Origin of the sequence: Anoxybacteroides tepidamans (assembly GCF_014201465.1) — a bacterium.
Lineage (GTDB): Bacteria > Bacillota > Bacilli > Bacillales > Anoxybacillaceae > Anoxybacteroides > Anoxybacteroides tepidamans.
This window is the reverse complement of the sequence record NZ_JACHEP010000021.1, coordinates 37601-53792: the sequence shown is the minus strand read 5'-3', so window position 1 is coordinate 53792 and position 16192 is coordinate 37601. Positions and strand designations below refer to the sequence as shown.

General features: G+C 39.2%; 19 protein-coding genes, 1 pseudogene and 2 other annotated features. Of the genes and pseudogenes, 19 read left to right on the top strand and 1 reads right to left on the bottom strand.

Annotation, left to right across the window (positions count from 1 at the left end; translation table 11 throughout):
• Positions 1 to 284: 284 nt before the first annotated feature.
• Positions 285 to 1151, bottom strand: a complete 867-nt coding sequence (locus HNQ34_RS14110; RefSeq protein WP_009361470.1) for an NYN domain-containing protein — start codon at positions 1149 to 1151, stop codon at positions 285 to 287.
• Positions 1152 to 1840: 689 nt separating this feature from the next.
• Between HNQ34_RS14110 and HNQ34_RS14105 the strand changes: the two are divergent.
• From HNQ34_RS14105 to HNQ34_RS14015, 19 genes and pseudogenes are all read left to right on the top strand, one after another.
• Positions 1841 to 2458: pseudogene (locus HNQ34_RS14105) on the top strand (magnesium chelatase domain-containing protein); the annotation flags it as partial.
• A 112-nt stretch (positions 2459 to 2570) separates the two neighbouring features.
• Complete coding sequence (locus HNQ34_RS14100; RefSeq protein ID WP_183255727.1) at positions 2571 to 3665, top strand: PIN/TRAM domain-containing protein; 1095 nt, start codon at positions 2571 to 2573, stop codon at positions 3663 to 3665.
• A 15-nt stretch (positions 3666 to 3680) separates the two neighbouring features.
• Positions 3681 to 4367 (top strand): 2-C-methyl-D-erythritol 4-phosphate cytidylyltransferase, encoded by a 687-nt coding sequence (gene ispD / locus HNQ34_RS14095; protein WP_183255725.1) that lies wholly within the window; start codon positions 3681 to 3683, stop codon positions 4365 to 4367.
• Between the two features lie 4 nt (positions 4368 to 4371).
• Positions 4372 to 4848 carry a 2-C-methyl-D-erythritol 2,4-cyclodiphosphate synthase gene (ispF, locus tag HNQ34_RS14090; protein ID WP_183255723.1) on the top strand — a complete coding sequence of 159 codons (477 nt, stop codon included), beginning with the start codon at positions 4372 to 4374 and terminating at the stop codon, positions 4846 to 4848.
• Between the two features lie 73 nt (positions 4849 to 4921).
• On the top strand, positions 4922 to 6391 hold the full coding sequence (gltX, locus tag HNQ34_RS14085; RefSeq protein WP_183255720.1) for a glutamate--tRNA ligase: 1470 nt from the start codon (positions 4922 to 4924) through the stop codon (positions 6389 to 6391).
• Positions 6387 to 6614 (top strand) — a binding site (T-box leader). Its footprint overlaps the gene before it by 5 nt.
• Positions 6615 to 6787: 173 nt before the next feature.
• Positions 6788 to 7453, top strand: a complete 666-nt coding sequence (cysE, locus tag HNQ34_RS14080) for a serine O-acetyltransferase (RefSeq protein ID WP_183255719.1) — start codon at positions 6788 to 6790, stop codon at positions 7451 to 7453.
• Positions 7434 to 8831, top strand: coding sequence for a cysteine--tRNA ligase (cysS, locus tag HNQ34_RS14075; RefSeq protein ID WP_183255717.1), 1398 nt, complete (start codon positions 7434 to 7436; stop codon positions 8829 to 8831). The genes cysE and cysS overlap by 20 nt, the downstream gene beginning before the upstream one ends.
• A 6-nt stretch (positions 8832 to 8837) precedes the next feature.
• Positions 8838 to 9257, top strand: coding sequence for a Mini-ribonuclease 3 (locus tag HNQ34_RS14070; RefSeq protein ID WP_183255714.1), 420 nt, complete (start codon positions 8838 to 8840; stop codon positions 9255 to 9257).
• Between the two features lie 2 nt (positions 9258 to 9259).
• Positions 9260 to 9997, top strand: a complete 738-nt coding sequence (gene rlmB / locus HNQ34_RS14065) for a 23S rRNA (guanosine(2251)-2'-O)-methyltransferase RlmB (RefSeq protein ID WP_183255712.1) — start codon at positions 9260 to 9262, stop codon at positions 9995 to 9997.
• A 5-nt stretch (positions 9998 to 10002) separates the two neighbouring features.
• On the top strand, positions 10003 to 10512 hold the full coding sequence (locus tag HNQ34_RS14060; RefSeq protein WP_183255709.1) for an NYN domain-containing protein: 510 nt from the start codon (positions 10003 to 10005) through the stop codon (positions 10510 to 10512).
• A 68-nt stretch (positions 10513 to 10580) separates the two neighbouring features.
• Positions 10581 to 11231 (top strand): RNA polymerase sporulation sigma factor SigH, encoded by a 651-nt coding sequence (gene sigH, locus HNQ34_RS14055; protein WP_183255705.1) that lies wholly within the window; start codon positions 10581 to 10583, stop codon positions 11229 to 11231.
• Between the two features lie 95 nt (positions 11232 to 11326).
• Positions 11327 to 11476, top strand: a complete 150-nt coding sequence (gene rpmG / locus HNQ34_RS14050) for a 50S ribosomal protein L33 (protein ID WP_183255703.1) — start codon at positions 11327 to 11329, stop codon at positions 11474 to 11476.
• 65 nt (positions 11477 to 11541) lie between these two features.
• Complete coding sequence (secE, locus tag HNQ34_RS14045; protein ID WP_183255701.1) at positions 11542 to 11724, top strand: preprotein translocase subunit SecE; 183 nt, start codon at positions 11542 to 11544, stop codon at positions 11722 to 11724.
• A 119-nt stretch (positions 11725 to 11843) separates the two neighbouring features.
• Positions 11844 to 12377 (top strand): transcription termination/antitermination protein NusG, encoded by a 534-nt coding sequence (nusG, locus tag HNQ34_RS14040; RefSeq protein WP_183255699.1) that lies wholly within the window; start codon positions 11844 to 11846, stop codon positions 12375 to 12377.
• A 339-nt stretch (positions 12378 to 12716) separates the two neighbouring features.
• A complete protein-coding gene (gene rplK / locus HNQ34_RS14035; RefSeq protein ID WP_027410223.1) occupies positions 12717 to 13142 on the top strand; it encodes a 50S ribosomal protein L11 in 426 nt (141 codons plus the stop codon).
• A 110-nt stretch (positions 13143 to 13252) separates the two neighbouring features.
• Complete coding sequence (gene rplA, locus HNQ34_RS14030; protein WP_183255696.1) at positions 13253 to 13954, top strand: 50S ribosomal protein L1; 702 nt, start codon at positions 13253 to 13255, stop codon at positions 13952 to 13954.
• 48 nt (positions 13955 to 14002) lie between these two features.
• Positions 14003 to 14151 (top strand) — a sequence feature (ribosomal protein L10 leader region).
• Positions 14152 to 14189: 38 nt separating this feature from the next.
• Positions 14190 to 14690 carry a 50S ribosomal protein L10 gene (gene rplJ / locus HNQ34_RS14025; protein ID WP_181538846.1) on the top strand — a complete coding sequence of 167 codons (501 nt, stop codon included), beginning with the start codon at positions 14190 to 14192 and terminating at the stop codon, positions 14688 to 14690.
• A 61-nt stretch (positions 14691 to 14751) separates the two neighbouring features.
• Positions 14752 to 15120: a 50S ribosomal protein L7/L12 gene (gene rplL, locus HNQ34_RS14020; protein WP_183255694.1), complete on the top strand. Its 369-nt coding sequence runs from the start codon at positions 14752 to 14754 to the stop codon at positions 15118 to 15120.
• A 382-nt stretch (positions 15121 to 15502) separates the two neighbouring features.
• Positions 15503 to 16105 (top strand): class I SAM-dependent methyltransferase, encoded by a 603-nt coding sequence (locus tag HNQ34_RS14015; protein WP_183255693.1) that lies wholly within the window; start codon positions 15503 to 15505, stop codon positions 16103 to 16105.
• The last annotated feature ends 87 nt before the right edge of the window (positions 16106 to 16192 follow it).

Genomic DNA, 16192 nt, shown 5'->3' with positions numbered 1-16192 from the left:
TGTTGTGAAAAAACAGCTCCATGTCGCCTAAGGGGTGCCCTGTTTGTCTCTTTTTAAATGGTAATTATTGTTATCGAAATTGCTCAACTACAGTAAATAAGAAAATGAATGGTAATAAAAAAGAAAAAACTCCCCGTAAGGAGTTTTTTCTCATCATCGCTTAGTCTTACATTTTCTAAAAAATCGCTTGAATTAATTTTTTAAAAAGATCGCTTATAATACTTTTGTTAATAAAACGCTTAATATATCTTATGCCATTATTCTATAATTGATACGAGTTTTTGTCAAACGGTAATTGGAAATTTAAAATCTGATTCTTTTTTAATGTTATTTAAAGTAATGCCTTTACTGTTAATAATTGTTTCGTTTATCAAAATTGCCTTGAACCCATTAGATAGTTCGTATTCATAAAGAATACCTTTTTTAAATAGTGTATCTATTGCGAAACCACTTTTTAAATCTTCTCGAACAAAGACATTATTTTGCTCTAGATAATCCCTTAAAAGACCTTTATGTGTAGCTCCAGCAGAAATAATTTCACCATTGTCTACCTTTAAGTATGTTGTATATGTTTTGTTTATTAAGTTATTGATAAAAGTCAATATACCTTTTAGGTATTCAGTATCATCGAATTTACTTTCATTTTCTCTTGAATATACTTCTAAGCCAAGGATGCTTTCAATGGTGGTAAATTTTGAATTTGTGTCTTGTAAATAGTCTTGATAGTCTAAGTTGGTATTGAATGCGAAATAATAAATTTCATATTCTTTTCCATTTATTTTTAACTCATTAATGAGAGGTATCATATCACTGTCTGATGAAACGATAATATATTTATCAATTTTGACATTGGGATCATATAGGCTTTTTATTACATCTATAATTAACTGAACATCAGAGGTATTGTTTCCAGAATGAATGTGGTATAACTGAACCATATTTTTCCTAAACTCATTAAATAATTCATCCGTTAAGCTAATATTATGAAAATTTAAGTATGCCCTTGAATGTAATACATTGTCGCTAGAAAATTTTGCGAAGAACTTTTGAATAAAATCCTGTTGAATGTTTAAGGTATCATATTTTTTATAATATCGGTCAAGTGTAATAAACACATTGTCATAATCGATGTATATAGCTGTATTTGTCATTTCATTCCTCTCCCCAGTTCTATCTCTCTTTATGTGAATTTGTTGTTTCAGGTACATTAATATCAAACAACAAAAATTAACAATTTTCAACATTAAATTCTACATTATGGAAACTTTGTTTGGGGAGGGATATTGAAATTGGAGGCGAATTAAAAAAACAGCACTTTATTTGATGTAAATAACTAGTCCTAATTTAGCCCCTTGGCAAACATAAGGGAACAGTATATACTGGGTTCACTCTTTTTAGAAGTATTAAATATCTTTAAAAGCGAAGAGGATTTTGTGCAATGTGATGAAGAGTGTATCATTCTTTTTAGTGTTTTTGTTCGTCTAACTATTAATTGGTTTACGTAATAAATTGCTTTGTTTTTAATAATTTTCCTGTGTTTCTTCATAATATTATTGTTAGTTCATTTAAATATCAGATTGTTTGTTGAATTATTTAACATTACTTGGTTAAAGTGGTGGTTGTTTATCGTCTAAAACAATAATTTGTGTCTCTGAGTTATCAATTGCATAATTAGAAAAGACATCCACATTTCTTGATTTTCACTACATATAATACGGTAATAAATTTTTGTTTTTTAACATATCGTTCATTTAATTGTTTAACAACATTTGGTTGTTTGTTTAAGTCAATCGTCTAAAAATGAGTGAAGATTTAAAAAATGAACATTAGGTTATGTAAGAAAAATCGATTTGGGTCGACCAATGAGATCGGTATTTTCGAAATGAGGGAATCTGGGTTACTGGAAGTTGAAAATCCTTCGGAAGTGTTTCTAGAAGAACGGTCAAGTGGAGTAGCTGGATCGACGGTTGTGGCTTCGATGGAAGGAACGAGACCCGTATTGGTGGAAATTCAAGCGTTGATTTCGCCGACGAGTTTCGGGAACCCTCGAAGAATGGCCACAGGAATTGACCATAACCGCGTGTCTTTATTGATGGCTGTACTTGAAAAGCGGGTCGGCTTGCTTCTGCAAAATCAAGATGCTTATTTAAAAGTAGCAGGCGGTGTCAAATTAGACGAGCCGGCCATTGATTTGGCGGTTGCTGTGAGCATTGCTTCTAGTTTTCGCGATCAGCCAACCAACCCATCTGATGTGATCATTGGTGAGGTAGGACTAACAGGGGAAGTGCGCCGTGTTTCCCGCATTGAACAGCGTGTGCAAGAAGCAGTAAAACTCGGTTTCCAGCGCGTGATCATCCCTAAAAACAATCTTGGGGGATGGAATATCCCAAAAGGAGTGGAAGTGATCGGTGTTTCTCACGTTGCAGAAGCGCTTGAATATGCGTTAAGACATAAATAATCGATGGAAACTTTACAAATATGTATCAAATTTTTTAAAAAGATTAAAAACTGTGTTATGATTGGTTTCAAACATTGGAAACTGTTTATAATGTAGTAGAGGAGGTGAAAATATGTTAAGAAGAGTGGTTCAATTATTTTTCTTAGTGGTTGGAGGCACGTTAGGTATTATGTTCCTACCGAATTTATTTTCACTATTGAATATTGATCATCTTTCGTTTTTAAATAATCCATATATGCTGGCGATTGTAGGGGCACTTATTTTCTTTATCATGACTTTCTGGTTAGTGGATTATGTCGTCGATTTGATTCGTTGGATGGAAGAGTCATTGGTGAAAGCGCCTGTGACCGATATTTTATTTGGCAGTTTAGGATTGATTTTTGGATTAATCGTTGCTTTTTTAGTGGTTATGCCGCTTAAAGCGTTTCAATTTCAAGTGGTTAATACAGTGTTACCGGTTTTTTTAACGATTTTGCTTGGCTATTTAGGGTTTCAAGTTGGATTTAAAAAGCGGCATGAGTTAATGAATTTATTTTCTATTTCTAACCGTATGTCTAAGAAAAAAGGGTCAGAAGAAGAGAATGAGAACCAAAAAAGCCGCTCCTTAAAAATCCTTGATACAAGTGTCATTATTGATGGACGCATCGCTGATATTTGCCAAACTGGCTTTTTAGAGGGAACGATTGTAATTCCCCGCTTTGTGCTAGAGGAGTTGCAACATATTGCCGATTCCTCGGATGTTTTAAAACGAAACCGCGGTCGTCGAGGCCTTGATATTTTAAACCGCATTCAAAAAGAGCTGGACATGAAAGTAGAGATTTACGAAGGAGATTTTGATGATATTCAAGAAGTCGACAGCAAATTAGTGAAATTGGCAAAATTAACATCAGGGGTTGTCGTGACGAACGATTTCAATTTAAATAAAGTATGCGAGCTTCAAAATGTACGAGTGCTTAATATTAACGATTTAGCGAATGCGGTCAAACCGGTTGTTCTTCCGGGAGAAGAACTGAATGTTCAAGTTATTAAGGACGGAAAAGAACACAATCAAGGTGTGGCGTATTTAGATGACGGTACCATGATTGTTGTAGAAGATGGAAAAGAATATATCGGTAAGCGGGTTGACGTATTAGTCACGAGCGTGTTACAAACATCAGCAGGGAGAATGATTTTTGCAAAGCTAAAACTTCTTCAAAAGGCATTATAGTTAGGGGAATTAATGATGTTATACCAAGTTGTCATTCCTGCAGCAGGACAAGGAAAGCGCATGAAAGCGGGCATCAACAAACAATTGATCAAGCTTCGCCATCAGCCTGTCATCATCCATACGTTGAAAGTGTTTGAGCAAGATGATTGGTGTCAAGGCATTGTGATGGTTGTGAACGAAGCTGAACGAGAGCAGTTTCAAGAGCTCCTAGAGAAGTTCCAAATAAAAAAAGTGCTTTCGATCGTAAGCGGCGGTGCGGAGCGGCAACATAGCGTTTATAATGGACTTAAAGCGGTTAAAGAGAGCGATTTTGTCCTTATTCATGATGGGGCTCGTCCGTTTATTACGATTGAAAAAATCCATGAACTTGTAAAGGAAGCAAACGAGCATGGCGCAGCAGTGCCTGCTGTGCCAATGAAAGACACCGTCAAAAGAGTTTCGCAAGGATTTGTCGATGAAACGGTGGAGCGCTCTAGCTTGTGGGCTATACAAACTCCACAAGCTTTTCGTGTTTCGCTCATTTTAGAAGCCCATGAGCGGGCAAGACAAGAAGGTTATGTAGGAACAGACGATGCGAGTCTCGTTGAGCGGATTGGAAAGAAAGTAAAAGTCATCGAAGGAAATTATCGCAACATTAAATTAACCACTCCAGATGATTTATTGTTTGCGGAAGCGATTTTATCGGTAAAGGAAGAAAGGTGAATGTATGTTTCGAATTGGACAAGGATTTGATGTTCATCAATTAGTCGAAGGCCGCCCTTTAATGATTGGTGGCGTTCACATACCTTATGAAAAAGGGCTGCTTGGTCATTCCGATGCAGATGTGCTATTGCATGCGATTGCGGATGCTTGTTTAGGAGCGATTGGTGCGGGGGATATCGGCAAACATTTTCCGGATACCGATCCGCAATATAAGAATGCCGATTCTGCTTTGCTTTTGCAACATGTATGGAATCTTGTCAAAAAAGAAGGGTACAAGCTCGTCAACATAGATTGTACGATCATCGCGCAAAAGCCGAAAATGGCTCCTTATATTGAAAAAATGCAAGAAAGGATTGCTCAGCTACTAGAAGGAGAGCGCTCTCGAGTGAACGTAAAAGCAACAACAACTGAAAAGCTTGGTTTTACGGGACGCGGAGAGGGAATTGCTGCTCAGGCGGTCGTTTTATTGCAAAAGCAATAATCATTTTGAACTTTGCAGCGGTATAATGTTAAAATAACAGTACACAGTTTAATGTTGATGGAGGTCTTTGATCATGCCACAAGAAGTGAGAGTGCGTTATGCGCCGAGTCCGACCGGCCATTTACATATTGGCGGCGCGCGTACAGCTCTGTTTAACTATTTATTTGCGCGTCATCATAACGGAAAATTTATCATTCGTATTGAAGATACGGACATTGAGCGGAATATAGAAGGCGGGGAACAGTCCCAGCTAGAGAATTTGAAATGGCTTGGGATTGAATATGATGAATCGGTAGATAAAGACGGCGGATATGGCCCTTACCGCCAAACAGAGCGCCTTGAGATATATCGCCAATATACGAATGAATTGTTAGAAAAGGGACATGCATATAAATGTTTCTGTACGCCGGAAGAATTGGAACAAGAGCGTGAGGTGCAAAAGGCCGCAGGGATTGCAGCACCACAGTACAGCGGAAAATGCCGCCACTTGACTCCAGAGCAAGTAAAGCAGCTAGAAGCGGAAGGAAAGCCGTATACGATTCGCGTAAAAGTGCCTGAAGGAAAAGTGTATGAATTTGAGGATATGGTTCGCGGCCACGTATCGTTTGAATCGAAAGATATTGGTGATTGGGTCATTGTAAAAGCCAATGGTATTCCGACGTATAATTTCGCTGTGGTGATTGATGACCATTTGATGAAAATTACGCATGTGTTCCGCGGTGAAGAACATTTATCCAACACACCGAAACAGCTTATGATTTATGAATACTTTGGATGGGAAACGCCTCAATATGCGCATTTGACGCTGATTGTAAATGAAAACCGAAAAAAATTATCGAAACGTGATGAATCGATTATTCAATTTGTATCCCAGTATAAAGAACTCGGATATTTACCAGAGGCGATGTTTAACTTCTTTGCTTTATTAGGATGGTCACCAGAAGGGGAAGAAGAAATTTTCACAAAAGAGGAACTCATTCGTATATTTGATGTATCTCGCTTATCAAAATCGCCTTCGATGTTTGATAAACAAAAGTTGACCTGGATGAATAATCAATATATTAAGAAACTCGATTTAGATCGGCTTGTCGAATTGTCTCTTCCTCATTTAGTAAAGGCAGGACGGTTGCCGGAGCAAATGAGCGACGAGCAAAGGGAGTGGGCGCGCAACTTAATTGCTTTATATCAAGAACAAATGAGTTATGGAGCAGAAATTGTCGAACTGTCTGAGTTGTTCTTTAAGAAAGATATTGAGTATAATGAGGAAGCAAAAGAAGTGCTTGCAGAAGAGCAAGTACGAGAAGTGCTCAGCGCATTTTTAGAAGAAATTAAACCGTTGGAGACATTTACTGTCGATGCTATTAAAGCGGCGATCAAATCTGTGCAAAAGACAACGGGACAAAAAGGAAAGAAATTGTTTATGCCGATTCGTGTAGCGACAACTGGACAAACTCATGGCCCAGAGCTTCCTATAGCGATTCAATTACTAGGAAAAGAAACAGTCATCAACCGTCTAGAAAAAGCGATTCGTTCAATAGGCTAAAGCGTGGATGAGGAGAAGTAAAAAACATTGGCATTACAGAGAGAGTCACCTTGGCTGGAAGTGATTCATGTTCAATGTTTTTGAAATGCCCCTCAGAGCCTCCTTTCGAACCAGAGACGTTCTGTAGTAGAGTGGAGCGGATTCTCTTCCGTTATAAGAGCCGAGTGAGCTAAACATTTGTTTAGCTAAACAGAGTGGAACCGCGCGTTTGAGCGTCTCTGTGTGATAAGCACAGAGGCGTTTTTTTATTACATCACGAGTGTTGATTATCCAGTATTTTACTTAAAAATACAGAATCGTATGGCAGAAAAGCTAGGAATAGAGCCAACTTAACTGGTTTTTATTGGTTCATCAACACGCCTGTTATTACATTTTTGAAAACTGGAGGGGAGACCATTGTTTAAAACTTTAAAGGAAGATATTGAAGTGATTTTTGAGCAGGATCCAGCGGCAAGAAGTTATTTGGAAGTGATTTTGACGTATTCAGGATTGCATGCAATTTGGGCGCATCGTATTGCTCATGCTTTTTATAAACGAAAATTTTATTTCATTGCCAGATTGATTTCGCAAATTAGCCGCTTTTTCACAGGAATTGAAATTCATCCTGGCGCTAAAATCGGCCGTCGCTTTTTTATCGATCATGGCATGGGAGTTGTGATTGGAGAGACGTGCGAAATCGGTGATAACGTAACGGTATATCAAGGGGTGACGCTAGGAGGAACGGGGAAAGAAAAAGGGAAGCGTCATCCGACGATTAAAGATAACTGTTTAATCGCGACAGGCGCGAAAGTGCTTGGTTCGATTACGATTGGGGAAAATTCGAAAATCGGGGCAGGTTCCGTTGTATTAAAAGATGTGCCGCCGAACTCAACGGTTGTCGGTATTCCTGGAAAAGTCGTTGTGCGCAACGGAGTAAAAGTGAAAAAAGATTTAAATCATACCGATTTACCAGATCCAATCGCAGACCGTCTAAAAGAATTGGAAGAAGAAATTGAAAAATTGCGAACCGAAATTAAAGAACTAAAAGAAAGGAAGACACAAAATGAGCATTCAGCTTTATAATACATTGACGCGAAAAAAGGAAGTATTTGAACCGATTGAGCCTAATAAAGTCAAAATGTATGTATGCGGTCCGACTGTGTACAACTACATCCATATTGGAAACGCACGTCCAGCAATTGTATTTGATACGATCCGCCGTTACTTAGAATTCCGCGGCTATGAGGTTCAGTATGTTTCCAATTTTACCGATGTAGATGATAAACTCATTAAGGCGGCACGGGAATTAGGAGAAGACGTCCCGACCATTGCCGAACGCTTTATTGAAGCGTATTTTGCAGACATCGCAGCATTAGGATGCAAAAAGGCGAACGTCCATCCGCGCGTGACGGAAAATATTGATATCATCATTGAATTCATTGAAAAATTAATTGAAAAAGGATACGCATACGAAGTAGATGGGGATGTGTATTACAAAACACGCAACTTTGCTGAGTATGGTAAATTGTCGCATCAATCGATTGACGAGCTTCGCGCTGGGGCGCGTATTGAGGTAGGAGAAAAGAAACGAGATCCGCTCGATTTTGCTTTATGGAAGGCGGCAAAAGAGGGGGAAATTGCATGGGATAGCCCTTGGGGAAAAGGAAGACCTGGCTGGCATATCGAATGCTCGGCGATGGCGCGCAAATATTTAGGCGATACGATTGATATTCATGCGGGCGGTCAAGACCTAACGTTTCCGCACCATGAAAACGAAATCGCGCAGTCCGAAGCATTGACAGGGAAAACATTTGCGAAATATTGGTTGCATAATGGCTATATTAACATTAATAACGAAAAAATGTCCAAATCGCTTGGGAATTTCGTGCTTGTTCATGATATGATTAAGCAAACTGATCCACAAGTATTACGTTTTTTTATGCTTTCCGTACATTATCGTCATCCGATCAACTATAGCGAAGAGTTACTGGAGAGCACAAAAAACGGGTTAGAACGATTAAAGACTTCGTATTTTAACTTAAAACATCGCCTTGCTAGCAGCACCAATTTAACGGATGGCGACGAGCAATGGTTGAATAAAATTAACCAATGCCATGATGCATTTATTAAAGAAATGGATGATGATTTTAATACAGCCAATGCGATTGCCGTGTTATTTGAACTGTCCAGACAAGCGAATGTTTATTTGTTGGAAAAGAACACATCCGAAAACGTGATCCGGGCCTTTTTGCATGAATTTGAACAATTGCTCGATGTATTAGGCATTTCTTTAAAAGCGGAACTATTGTTAGATAACGAAATTGAGGAGCTTATTCAAAAGCGGAACGAAGCTCGGAAAAATCGCAATTTTGCTTTAGCAGATCAAATCCGCGATGAATTGAAAGCAAGAAACATTATTTTAGAAGACACACCGCAAGGAACAAGATGGAAAAGAGGATAAAATCCGATGAACTTCTTGCCTGAAGTAAAAGATGCGAAACAATTAAACGGTCTTGCCCTTGCCTATATAGGAGATGCCGTCTACGAATTGTATGTGCGGCATCGCCTCCTTTCTAAAGGGAACGTCAAACCGAATCAATTACATAGACAAGCCATTCAGTATGTTTCGGCAAAAGCGCAGGCAAAAGCTTTATTATCGCTATTGGAACAATCGATATTGACGGAAGAAGAACAAGCTATCGTACGCCGCGGAAGAAACGCTAAATCGGCCACGATCCCTAAAAATACTGATGTCCAAACGTATCGATATAGCACTGCTTTTGAAGCGCTTATCGGTTATCATTTCTTAGAAAATAATGAAGAACGAATGGAAAGGTTGATATGTCATTCGTTTGACGTTATTGAAAGCCAAGAAAGGAAGTTGTAAAAATGGACCTTATTATCGGAAAGAATCCTGTAATAGAAGCGCTAAAGTCAGAGCGAGAGGTGAATAAAATTTGGATTGCAGAAGGATCGCAGCGGGGAGCGATGCAATTGATTATTCAGCTAGCGAAACAAAAGAACGTGCTTGTGCAATATGTACCAAAAAAGAAGCTCGATCAAATGGTGGGTGAGAATCATCAAGGAGTCGTTGCACAAGTTGCGGCTTATCAATATTATGACGTCGATGAACTATTCCGTCGCGCAGCTGAACGAACCGAACAACCTTTTTTCTTGTTGTTAGATGAATTAGAAGACCCGCATAATTTAGGGTCGATTATGAGAACAGCCGATGCAGTGGGGGTGCACGGAATCATTATTCCGAAACGTCGTTCAGTTGGACTGACATCAACGGTGGCGAAAGCTTCAACGGGAGCGATCGAACATGTTGCTGTTGCCCGCGTTACCAATTTAGCGAGGACGATTAATGAATTAAAAGAGCGAGGAGTATGGATTGTTGGCACAGATGCAAAAGCTCGTGATGATTATCGTCAGCTTGATGGAACGATGCCACTAGCGCTCGTCATCGGAAGCGAAGGAAAAGGGATCGGCAGATTAATTTTAGAGAAATGCGATTTTTTAATTCGTTTGCCGATGAGAGGAAATGTTACTTCGTTAAATGCTTCGGTGGCTGCTAGCCTATTAATGTATGAGGTGTATCGTAAACGGTATCCTTTAGGAGAATAAATTCCATGGATATTTTAATTGTTGATGGTTATAACATTATCGGTGCTTGGCCGGAACTTCGAAAACTAAAAGAACATGACCTAGCATCAGCAAGGGACTTATTAATTTCGAAAATGGCCGATTACCAAGGGTTTACCGGCAATAAAGTTATTATCGTTTTTGATGCACACCTCGTACAAGGAATCGAGAAAAAATATACGAATCATCAAGTGGATGTCATTTTTACAAGGGAGCATGAGACGGCGGATGAGCGAATTGAAAAATTAGCAAAACAATTAATCAATGTTCGCACAAAAGTATATGTCGCTACGTCTGACTATACGGAACAATGGACGATTTTTGGACAAGGCGCTTTGCGGAAATCAGCGCGAGAACTACTGGTGGAAGTAGAGGCGATTGAACAGAGCATTACAAAAAAAGTAGAGAAAATTCATGAACAAAAACCGATGTCCAAAATTCCTCTGACTGATGAAATTGCAAGAATTTTTGAAAAATGGCGAAGAGGCGAAAAATGAGTGGTTGACGCTGTAAAAATTTGTACTGTATAATAATTTTATCGATTTGTGCGGTCGGAGGGATCGGCGTGGGCGAGGGCTTCAAAAGTAAAAACGACAAAAAATTCGAGCAGTTTGAAGATGAAGAGTTGGTTGAACGCGTTCATCAAGGGGATAGCGATGCATTGGATTTTTTGATTCATAAGTATCAAAATTTCGTGCGGGCGAAAGCACGGTCTTATTTTTTAGTAGGGGCAGACCGCGAAGATATCATTCAAGAAGGAATGATTGGTTTATACAAAGCGATCCGTGATTTTAAAGAGGACAAACTTACTTCTTTTAAAGCCTTTGCAGAATTGTGCATTACGCGACAAATGATCACTGCAATTAAAACGGCAACAAGGCAAAAGCACATCCCTCTCAATTCTTATGTTTCTCTTGACAAACCGATTTATGATGACGAATCAGAACGGACATTGATGGATGTCATTTCTGGGACGAAAGCGACCGATCCGGAAGAGCTAATTATTAATCGTGAAAAAGTAGATGATATTGAAATAAAAATGGCGGAGTTATTGAGTGATTTAGAGAGAAAAGTTCTTGTGTTATATTTAGATGGACGGTCATACCAAGAAATTTCTGAAGAACTCAACCGTCATGTTAAGTCGATTGATAATGCTTTGCAACGAGTGAAACGAAAATTAGAAAGATATTTAGAGTACCGAGAAATTAGTTTGTAAAACTATGGGAGTAGGCTGAAACTTATTTGTCATTGACATAAGAAATACGTATATGGTAAATTTTTAAAGACATCTTGTGAAACGGTGGAACATATATGCGCAAAAAAGTAGTGTTAGCCTGTAGCAAATGCAACAACCGTAATTATTCAACGATGAAAAACGCCAGCAATGCTCAAGAGCGTCTAGAGATCAAGAAATTTTGCAAAATGTGTAATGAGCATACGGTTCACCGTGAAACGAAGTAAATGTACAATATGGTAATATAGTGAATTATCGTCAAGGCAGCTCGAAGTTGTTGGAGGTTACGATCATGAAACATATCGTCAAATTTTTTAATGAAGTCGCACGCGAAATGAAAAAAGTAAGTTGGCCAAAACGGAAGGAACTTGTGAGCTATACGATCACTGTATTGGCAACTGTTGCATTTATGACTGTCTTCTTTGCTGTCGTGGATTTAGGAATTTCTTCTTTAATTCGTTTGGTGCTTGAATAACCACCATTTTCGTATGGTATAATGAAAGATAATAAAGTGTAGACACTAGAAAGCCCGGAAACGGGTTTTTGTTTTGTTTATAAAATGTTAGGGAGGGAAGGACGTTTAAGTCCCAGCCGATGGAGAAGAACTGGTATGTGATTCATACGTATTCAGGTTATGAAAATAAAGTAAAAGCCAACTTAGAAAAAAGAGTAGAATCGATGGGAATGCAAGATAAAATTTTTCGTGTCATTGTTCCGGAAGAAGAAGAAACAGATATGAAAAACGGAAAGAAAAAAGTGACGAAACGAAAAGTGTTCCCGGGGTATGTGTTAGTTGAGATGGTGATGACGGACGATTCATGGTATGTGGTGCGAAACACGCCGGGAGTAACAGGGTTTGTTGGATCGAGCGGCGCTGGATCGAAGCCAACTCCTCTGCTTGAAGAAGAGGTTCGTTTAATTTTAAAACGTATGGGAGTGTCGCTAACAGAGCTTGATTTTGACTACGAATTGAAAGAAACCGTGCAAGTGAAGGAAGGTCCTTTCGCGAATTTCACAGGTACGATTGAAGAAATTGATACGGACAGACGGAAAGTAAAGGTGCTTGTGAGCATGTTTGGCCGTGAAACACCAATCGAACTTGATTTTTCACAAATTGAAAAAATATAATTATGAAATAACTTGCAATCAAAAAGGAAAAGTGATACTATTTTATAGTCAGTATATCTCGTGGTAGAGGCTGATATCATTCAACCGTTCATAAATCGATAAATAAACAAATTCTATTCAAGTTGCAATGATCTTATGCGTCTTAACAAAAGCGTAAGATGTATAAGGGAGCTTTTAGAATAGAAAAGAGTTCTCCTATGTCTAAATTAGGAGATGAAAGGGTGTAAGGTTAACACTTTAGCGAAGAATAATGTTGGACAAAACGGCATTATTCATAACCTAATGGAGTGGGAGGGAAAATCCCTAATACCACATCACGGACTTAAGGAGGTGTGTCTCGTGGCTAAAAAAGTAATTAAAGTCGTGAAGCTACAAATCCCTGCAGGTAAAGCGAACCCGGCACCACCAGTTGGTCCAGCGTTAGGTCAAGCTGGTGTGAATATCATGGGATTCTGTAAAGAATTCAATGCTCGTACAGCTGACCAAGCAGGTTTGATCATTCCTGTTGAAATTACGGTATACGAGGACCGTTCATTTACATTTATTACAAAAACTCCGCCTGCTGCGGTTTTATTGAAAAAAGCAGCTGGTATTGAGTCAGGTTCCGGTGAACCAAACCGTAATAAGGTAGCGACGATCAAGCGCGACAAAGTGCGCGAGATTGCTGAAACGAAGATGCCAGACTTAAACGCAGCGAGCATTGAAGCTGCAATGCGCATGGTTGAAGGTACGGCCCGCAGCATGGGCATTGTGATCGAAGACTAATGTAGCATAAGCTGGCTAAAGAAGGTTGCGACTGTAAGGAGTCATTCCTTTTCGCAACCTTTATTCGTGGGAGGTTATTCCGTTAAAACCACAATGAGGAGGAATTTAAAATGGCTAAAAGAGGAAAAAAATACGTAGAAGCGGCGAAGCTTGTCGACCGCTTTAAAGCTTATTCTGTAACAGAAGCAATCGAGCTTGTAAAGAAAACGAGCATTGCAAAATTTGATGCAACGGTAGAAGTGGCTTTCCGTTTAGGAGTAGATCCTAAAAAAGCAGACCAACAAATCCGTGGAGCTGTTGTATTGCCACACGGAACAGGTAAAGTACAACGCGTGTTAGTATTTGCGAAAGGTGAGAAAGCAAAAGAAGCTGAAGTTGCAGGAGCGGATTACGTTGGCGATACAGATTATATCAATAAAATCCAACAAGGTTGGTTTGATTTTGATGTAATTGTCGCAACTCCTGATATGATGGGTGAAGTTGGTAAATTAGGTCGTGTTTTAGGTCCTAAAGGGTTAATGCCAAACCCAAAAACAGGTACAGTTACATTTGACGTAGCAAGAGCAGTAAAAGAAATTAAAGCTGGTAAAGTGGAGTATCGCGTGGACAAAGCAGGTAACATCCACGTTCCAATTGGAAAAATTTCTTTTGACAACGAAAAACTTGTCGATAACTTCACAACAATTTACGAAACAATCTTAAAGGTAAAACCAGCTGCAGCGAAAGGTACGTACGTGAAAAACGTAACCGTTACTTCAACAATGGGACCTGGAATTAAAGTTGATCCTTCTACATTTGTTGTAGCGCGATAAATCATTGACTTTTTAAAAATCGTTTAGTATGATATGTGTTGTCTGAAAAAACGAATATCATTTGTACCGTAGACAGTAGGTGCTCTAAAGAGCTTAATTTCCTACCGAGGTGTTTGTGTATATAAAAAGTGCACTGTATAGGCACTTTGATCGATACCTCCATGTCTACGTTGACATGGAGGTTTTTTGCGGTATAAGTGGTGTTGGATTTTAACGATCTACAGGAGGTGTAAAGATGAGCAGCGCAATCGAACTCAAAAAACAAGTTGTAGCGGAAATCGCTGATAAGTTCCGCGCAAGCAAATCGACAATCATCGTAGACTATCGCGGCCTAAACGTGGCGGAAGTAACAGAGCTCCGCAAACAGCTTCGTGAAGCAGGCATCGAGTTTAAAGTGTACAAAAACACATTAACTCGCCGTGCCCTTGCAGAAGTTGGTTTAGAGGGACTAGACGAAGTTCTTACTGGTCCAAATGCGATCGCGTTTAGCAACGATGATGTAGTAGCACCGGCAAAAATCTTAAATGAATTCGCAAAAACTCACGAAGCGTTAGAGATTAAAGCAGGTGTCATTGAAGGTAACGTTGCTACTGTTGAAGAAGTAAAAGCACTTGCGAATCTTCCTTCTCGTGAAGGCTTGCTTTCTATGTTGCTTAGCGTTCTTCAAGCACCAATCCGCAACTTCGCTCTTGTTACAAAAGCAGTTGCAGAGAAGAAAGAAGAACAAGGTGCATAATTTAGTGTTTGTGTCTTAATTTCATCACATTGAAAAATGATACTAAGGGAGGAATATTACAATGACTAAAGAACAAATCATTGAAGCGGTTAAAAATATGACTGTTTTAGAATTAAACGAATTAGTAAAAGCAATCGAAGAAGAGTTCGGTGTAACGGCTGCTGCTCCTGTAGTAGTTGCTGGCGGTGCTGCTGCTGGTGGCGAAGCTGCTGCTGAAAAAACAGAATTCGACGTTATCCTTACAGATGGCGGCGCACAAAAAATCAAAGTTATCAAAGTTGTGCGTGAACTTACTGGCCTCGGCTTAAAAGAAGCAAAAGACTTAGTTGACAACACTCCAAAGCCAGTTAAAGAAGGCGTTTCTAAAGAAGAAGCTGAAGAAATCAAAGCTAAACTTGAAGAAGCTGGCGCTAGCGTAGAAGTTAAGTAATTTCGCCTAGACGGATTGAAAAGCTCGCTAATTATAGCGGGCTTTTTAATATTTTTTGCTCCTTATCAGACGTGTTGATTAACCAATAAAAACAAGTTTAGATGGCTCTATTCCTAGCTTTTCTGCCGGAGTCGGCAAGCGAATCGCTTGCCGACTGGGCATGCTATACGCATGCCCTCCTCGAACAATGAACGCTTTGCGGGCAACTTCATTTGCCCGCTGCCGTTCTTGTTCGAGGGATGAGGCAGAAAAGCTTGTGTTCAGCTATATGATCCTGTATTTTTAAGTAAAATAATGGATAATGAACACTCGTGGCCTTCTTATATAATGATGGTTTTGTTGAAAAATGGAAAAGATGATTAAGTGAGAAAGGATGATGTCATTGAGCGAACATTATTATTCCCAAACTCCTTCTTCTTCGAGCAATCCGCAAATATGGAATTATACACTAAGGGGACATGAGTTCATATTTACTACAGATCGCGGTGTTTTTTCAAAGCGTGAAGTGGATTTCGGTTCGCGTTTATTAATCGAAACGTTTGAGGAGCCGGCGATCGAGGGTAATTTTTTAGATGTTGGCTGCGGCTACGGTCCGATCGGTTTAGCGGTAGCGAAATCTTTTCCGGATCGTAAAATTGAAATGATCGATATTAATGAGCGGGCGATTGAATTAGCAAGTCGAAATCGGCAGCTTAATCAGATTGATAATGCGACCGTGTATCAAAGCGATTTATTTGAACAAGTAGAAAATAAAGAGTTTGCGGCGATTTTAACCAATCCACCTATTCGCGCAGGAAAAAAAGTGGTGTACTCCATTTTTGAACAAAGTATTCTTCACCTTCTTCCTAACGGAGAGTTGTGGGTTGTTATTCAAAAGAAACAAGGCGCCCCTTCCGCGCTTGAAAAACTGCAGTCGTTGTTTGCCGAAGTAGAAGTGGTCACAAAGAAAAAAGGATATTATATCATAAAGGCAAAAAAAGATTGACAGTTTTTTTTACCTATGATAGCATTATAAAATGCCAAATGTGTAACCTCATTGAGTTATTCAACGTACGTTATGTATAATTTTGTT

What these genes read in the sequence shown, in the direction of transcription:
- HNQ34_RS14110 (WP_009361470.1), bottom strand. Translation starts at nt 1,151, where the DNA reads ATGACAAATACAGCTATATACATCGATTATGACAATGTGTTTATTACA.
- HNQ34_RS14100 (WP_183255727.1), top strand. Translation starts at nt 2,571, where the DNA reads ATGTTAAGAAGAGTGGTTCAATTATTTTTCTTAGTGGTTGGAGGCACG.
- ispD (WP_183255725.1), top strand. Translation starts at nt 3,681, where the DNA reads ATGTTATACCAAGTTGTCATTCCTGCAGCAGGACAAGGAAAGCGCATG.
- ispF (WP_183255723.1), top strand. Translation starts at nt 4,372, where the DNA reads ATGTTTCGAATTGGACAAGGATTTGATGTTCATCAATTAGTCGAAGGC.
- gltX (WP_183255720.1), top strand. Translation starts at nt 4,922, where the DNA reads ATGCCACAAGAAGTGAGAGTGCGTTATGCGCCGAGTCCGACCGGCCAT.
- cysS (WP_183255717.1), top strand. Translation starts at nt 7,434, where the DNA reads ATGAGCATTCAGCTTTATAATACATTGACGCGAAAAAAGGAAGTATTT.
- HNQ34_RS14070 (WP_183255714.1), top strand. Translation starts at nt 8,838, where the DNA reads ATGAACTTCTTGCCTGAAGTAAAAGATGCGAAACAATTAAACGGTCTT.
- rlmB (WP_183255712.1), top strand. Translation starts at nt 9,260, where the DNA reads ATGGACCTTATTATCGGAAAGAATCCTGTAATAGAAGCGCTAAAGTCA.
- HNQ34_RS14060 (WP_183255709.1), top strand. Translation starts at nt 10,003, where the DNA reads ATGGATATTTTAATTGTTGATGGTTATAACATTATCGGTGCTTGGCCG.
- rpmG (WP_183255703.1), top strand. Translation starts at nt 11,327, where the DNA reads ATGCGCAAAAAAGTAGTGTTAGCCTGTAGCAAATGCAACAACCGTAAT.
- secE (WP_183255701.1), top strand. Translation starts at nt 11,542, where the DNA reads ATGAAACATATCGTCAAATTTTTTAATGAAGTCGCACGCGAAATGAAA.
- nusG (WP_183255699.1), top strand. Translation starts at nt 11,844, where the DNA reads ATGGAGAAGAACTGGTATGTGATTCATACGTATTCAGGTTATGAAAAT.
- rplA (WP_183255696.1), top strand. Translation starts at nt 13,253, where the DNA reads ATGGCTAAAAGAGGAAAAAAATACGTAGAAGCGGCGAAGCTTGTCGAC.
- rplJ (WP_181538846.1), top strand. Translation starts at nt 14,190, where the DNA reads ATGAGCAGCGCAATCGAACTCAAAAAACAAGTTGTAGCGGAAATCGCT.
- rplL (WP_183255694.1), top strand. Translation starts at nt 14,752, where the DNA reads ATGACTAAAGAACAAATCATTGAAGCGGTTAAAAATATGACTGTTTTA.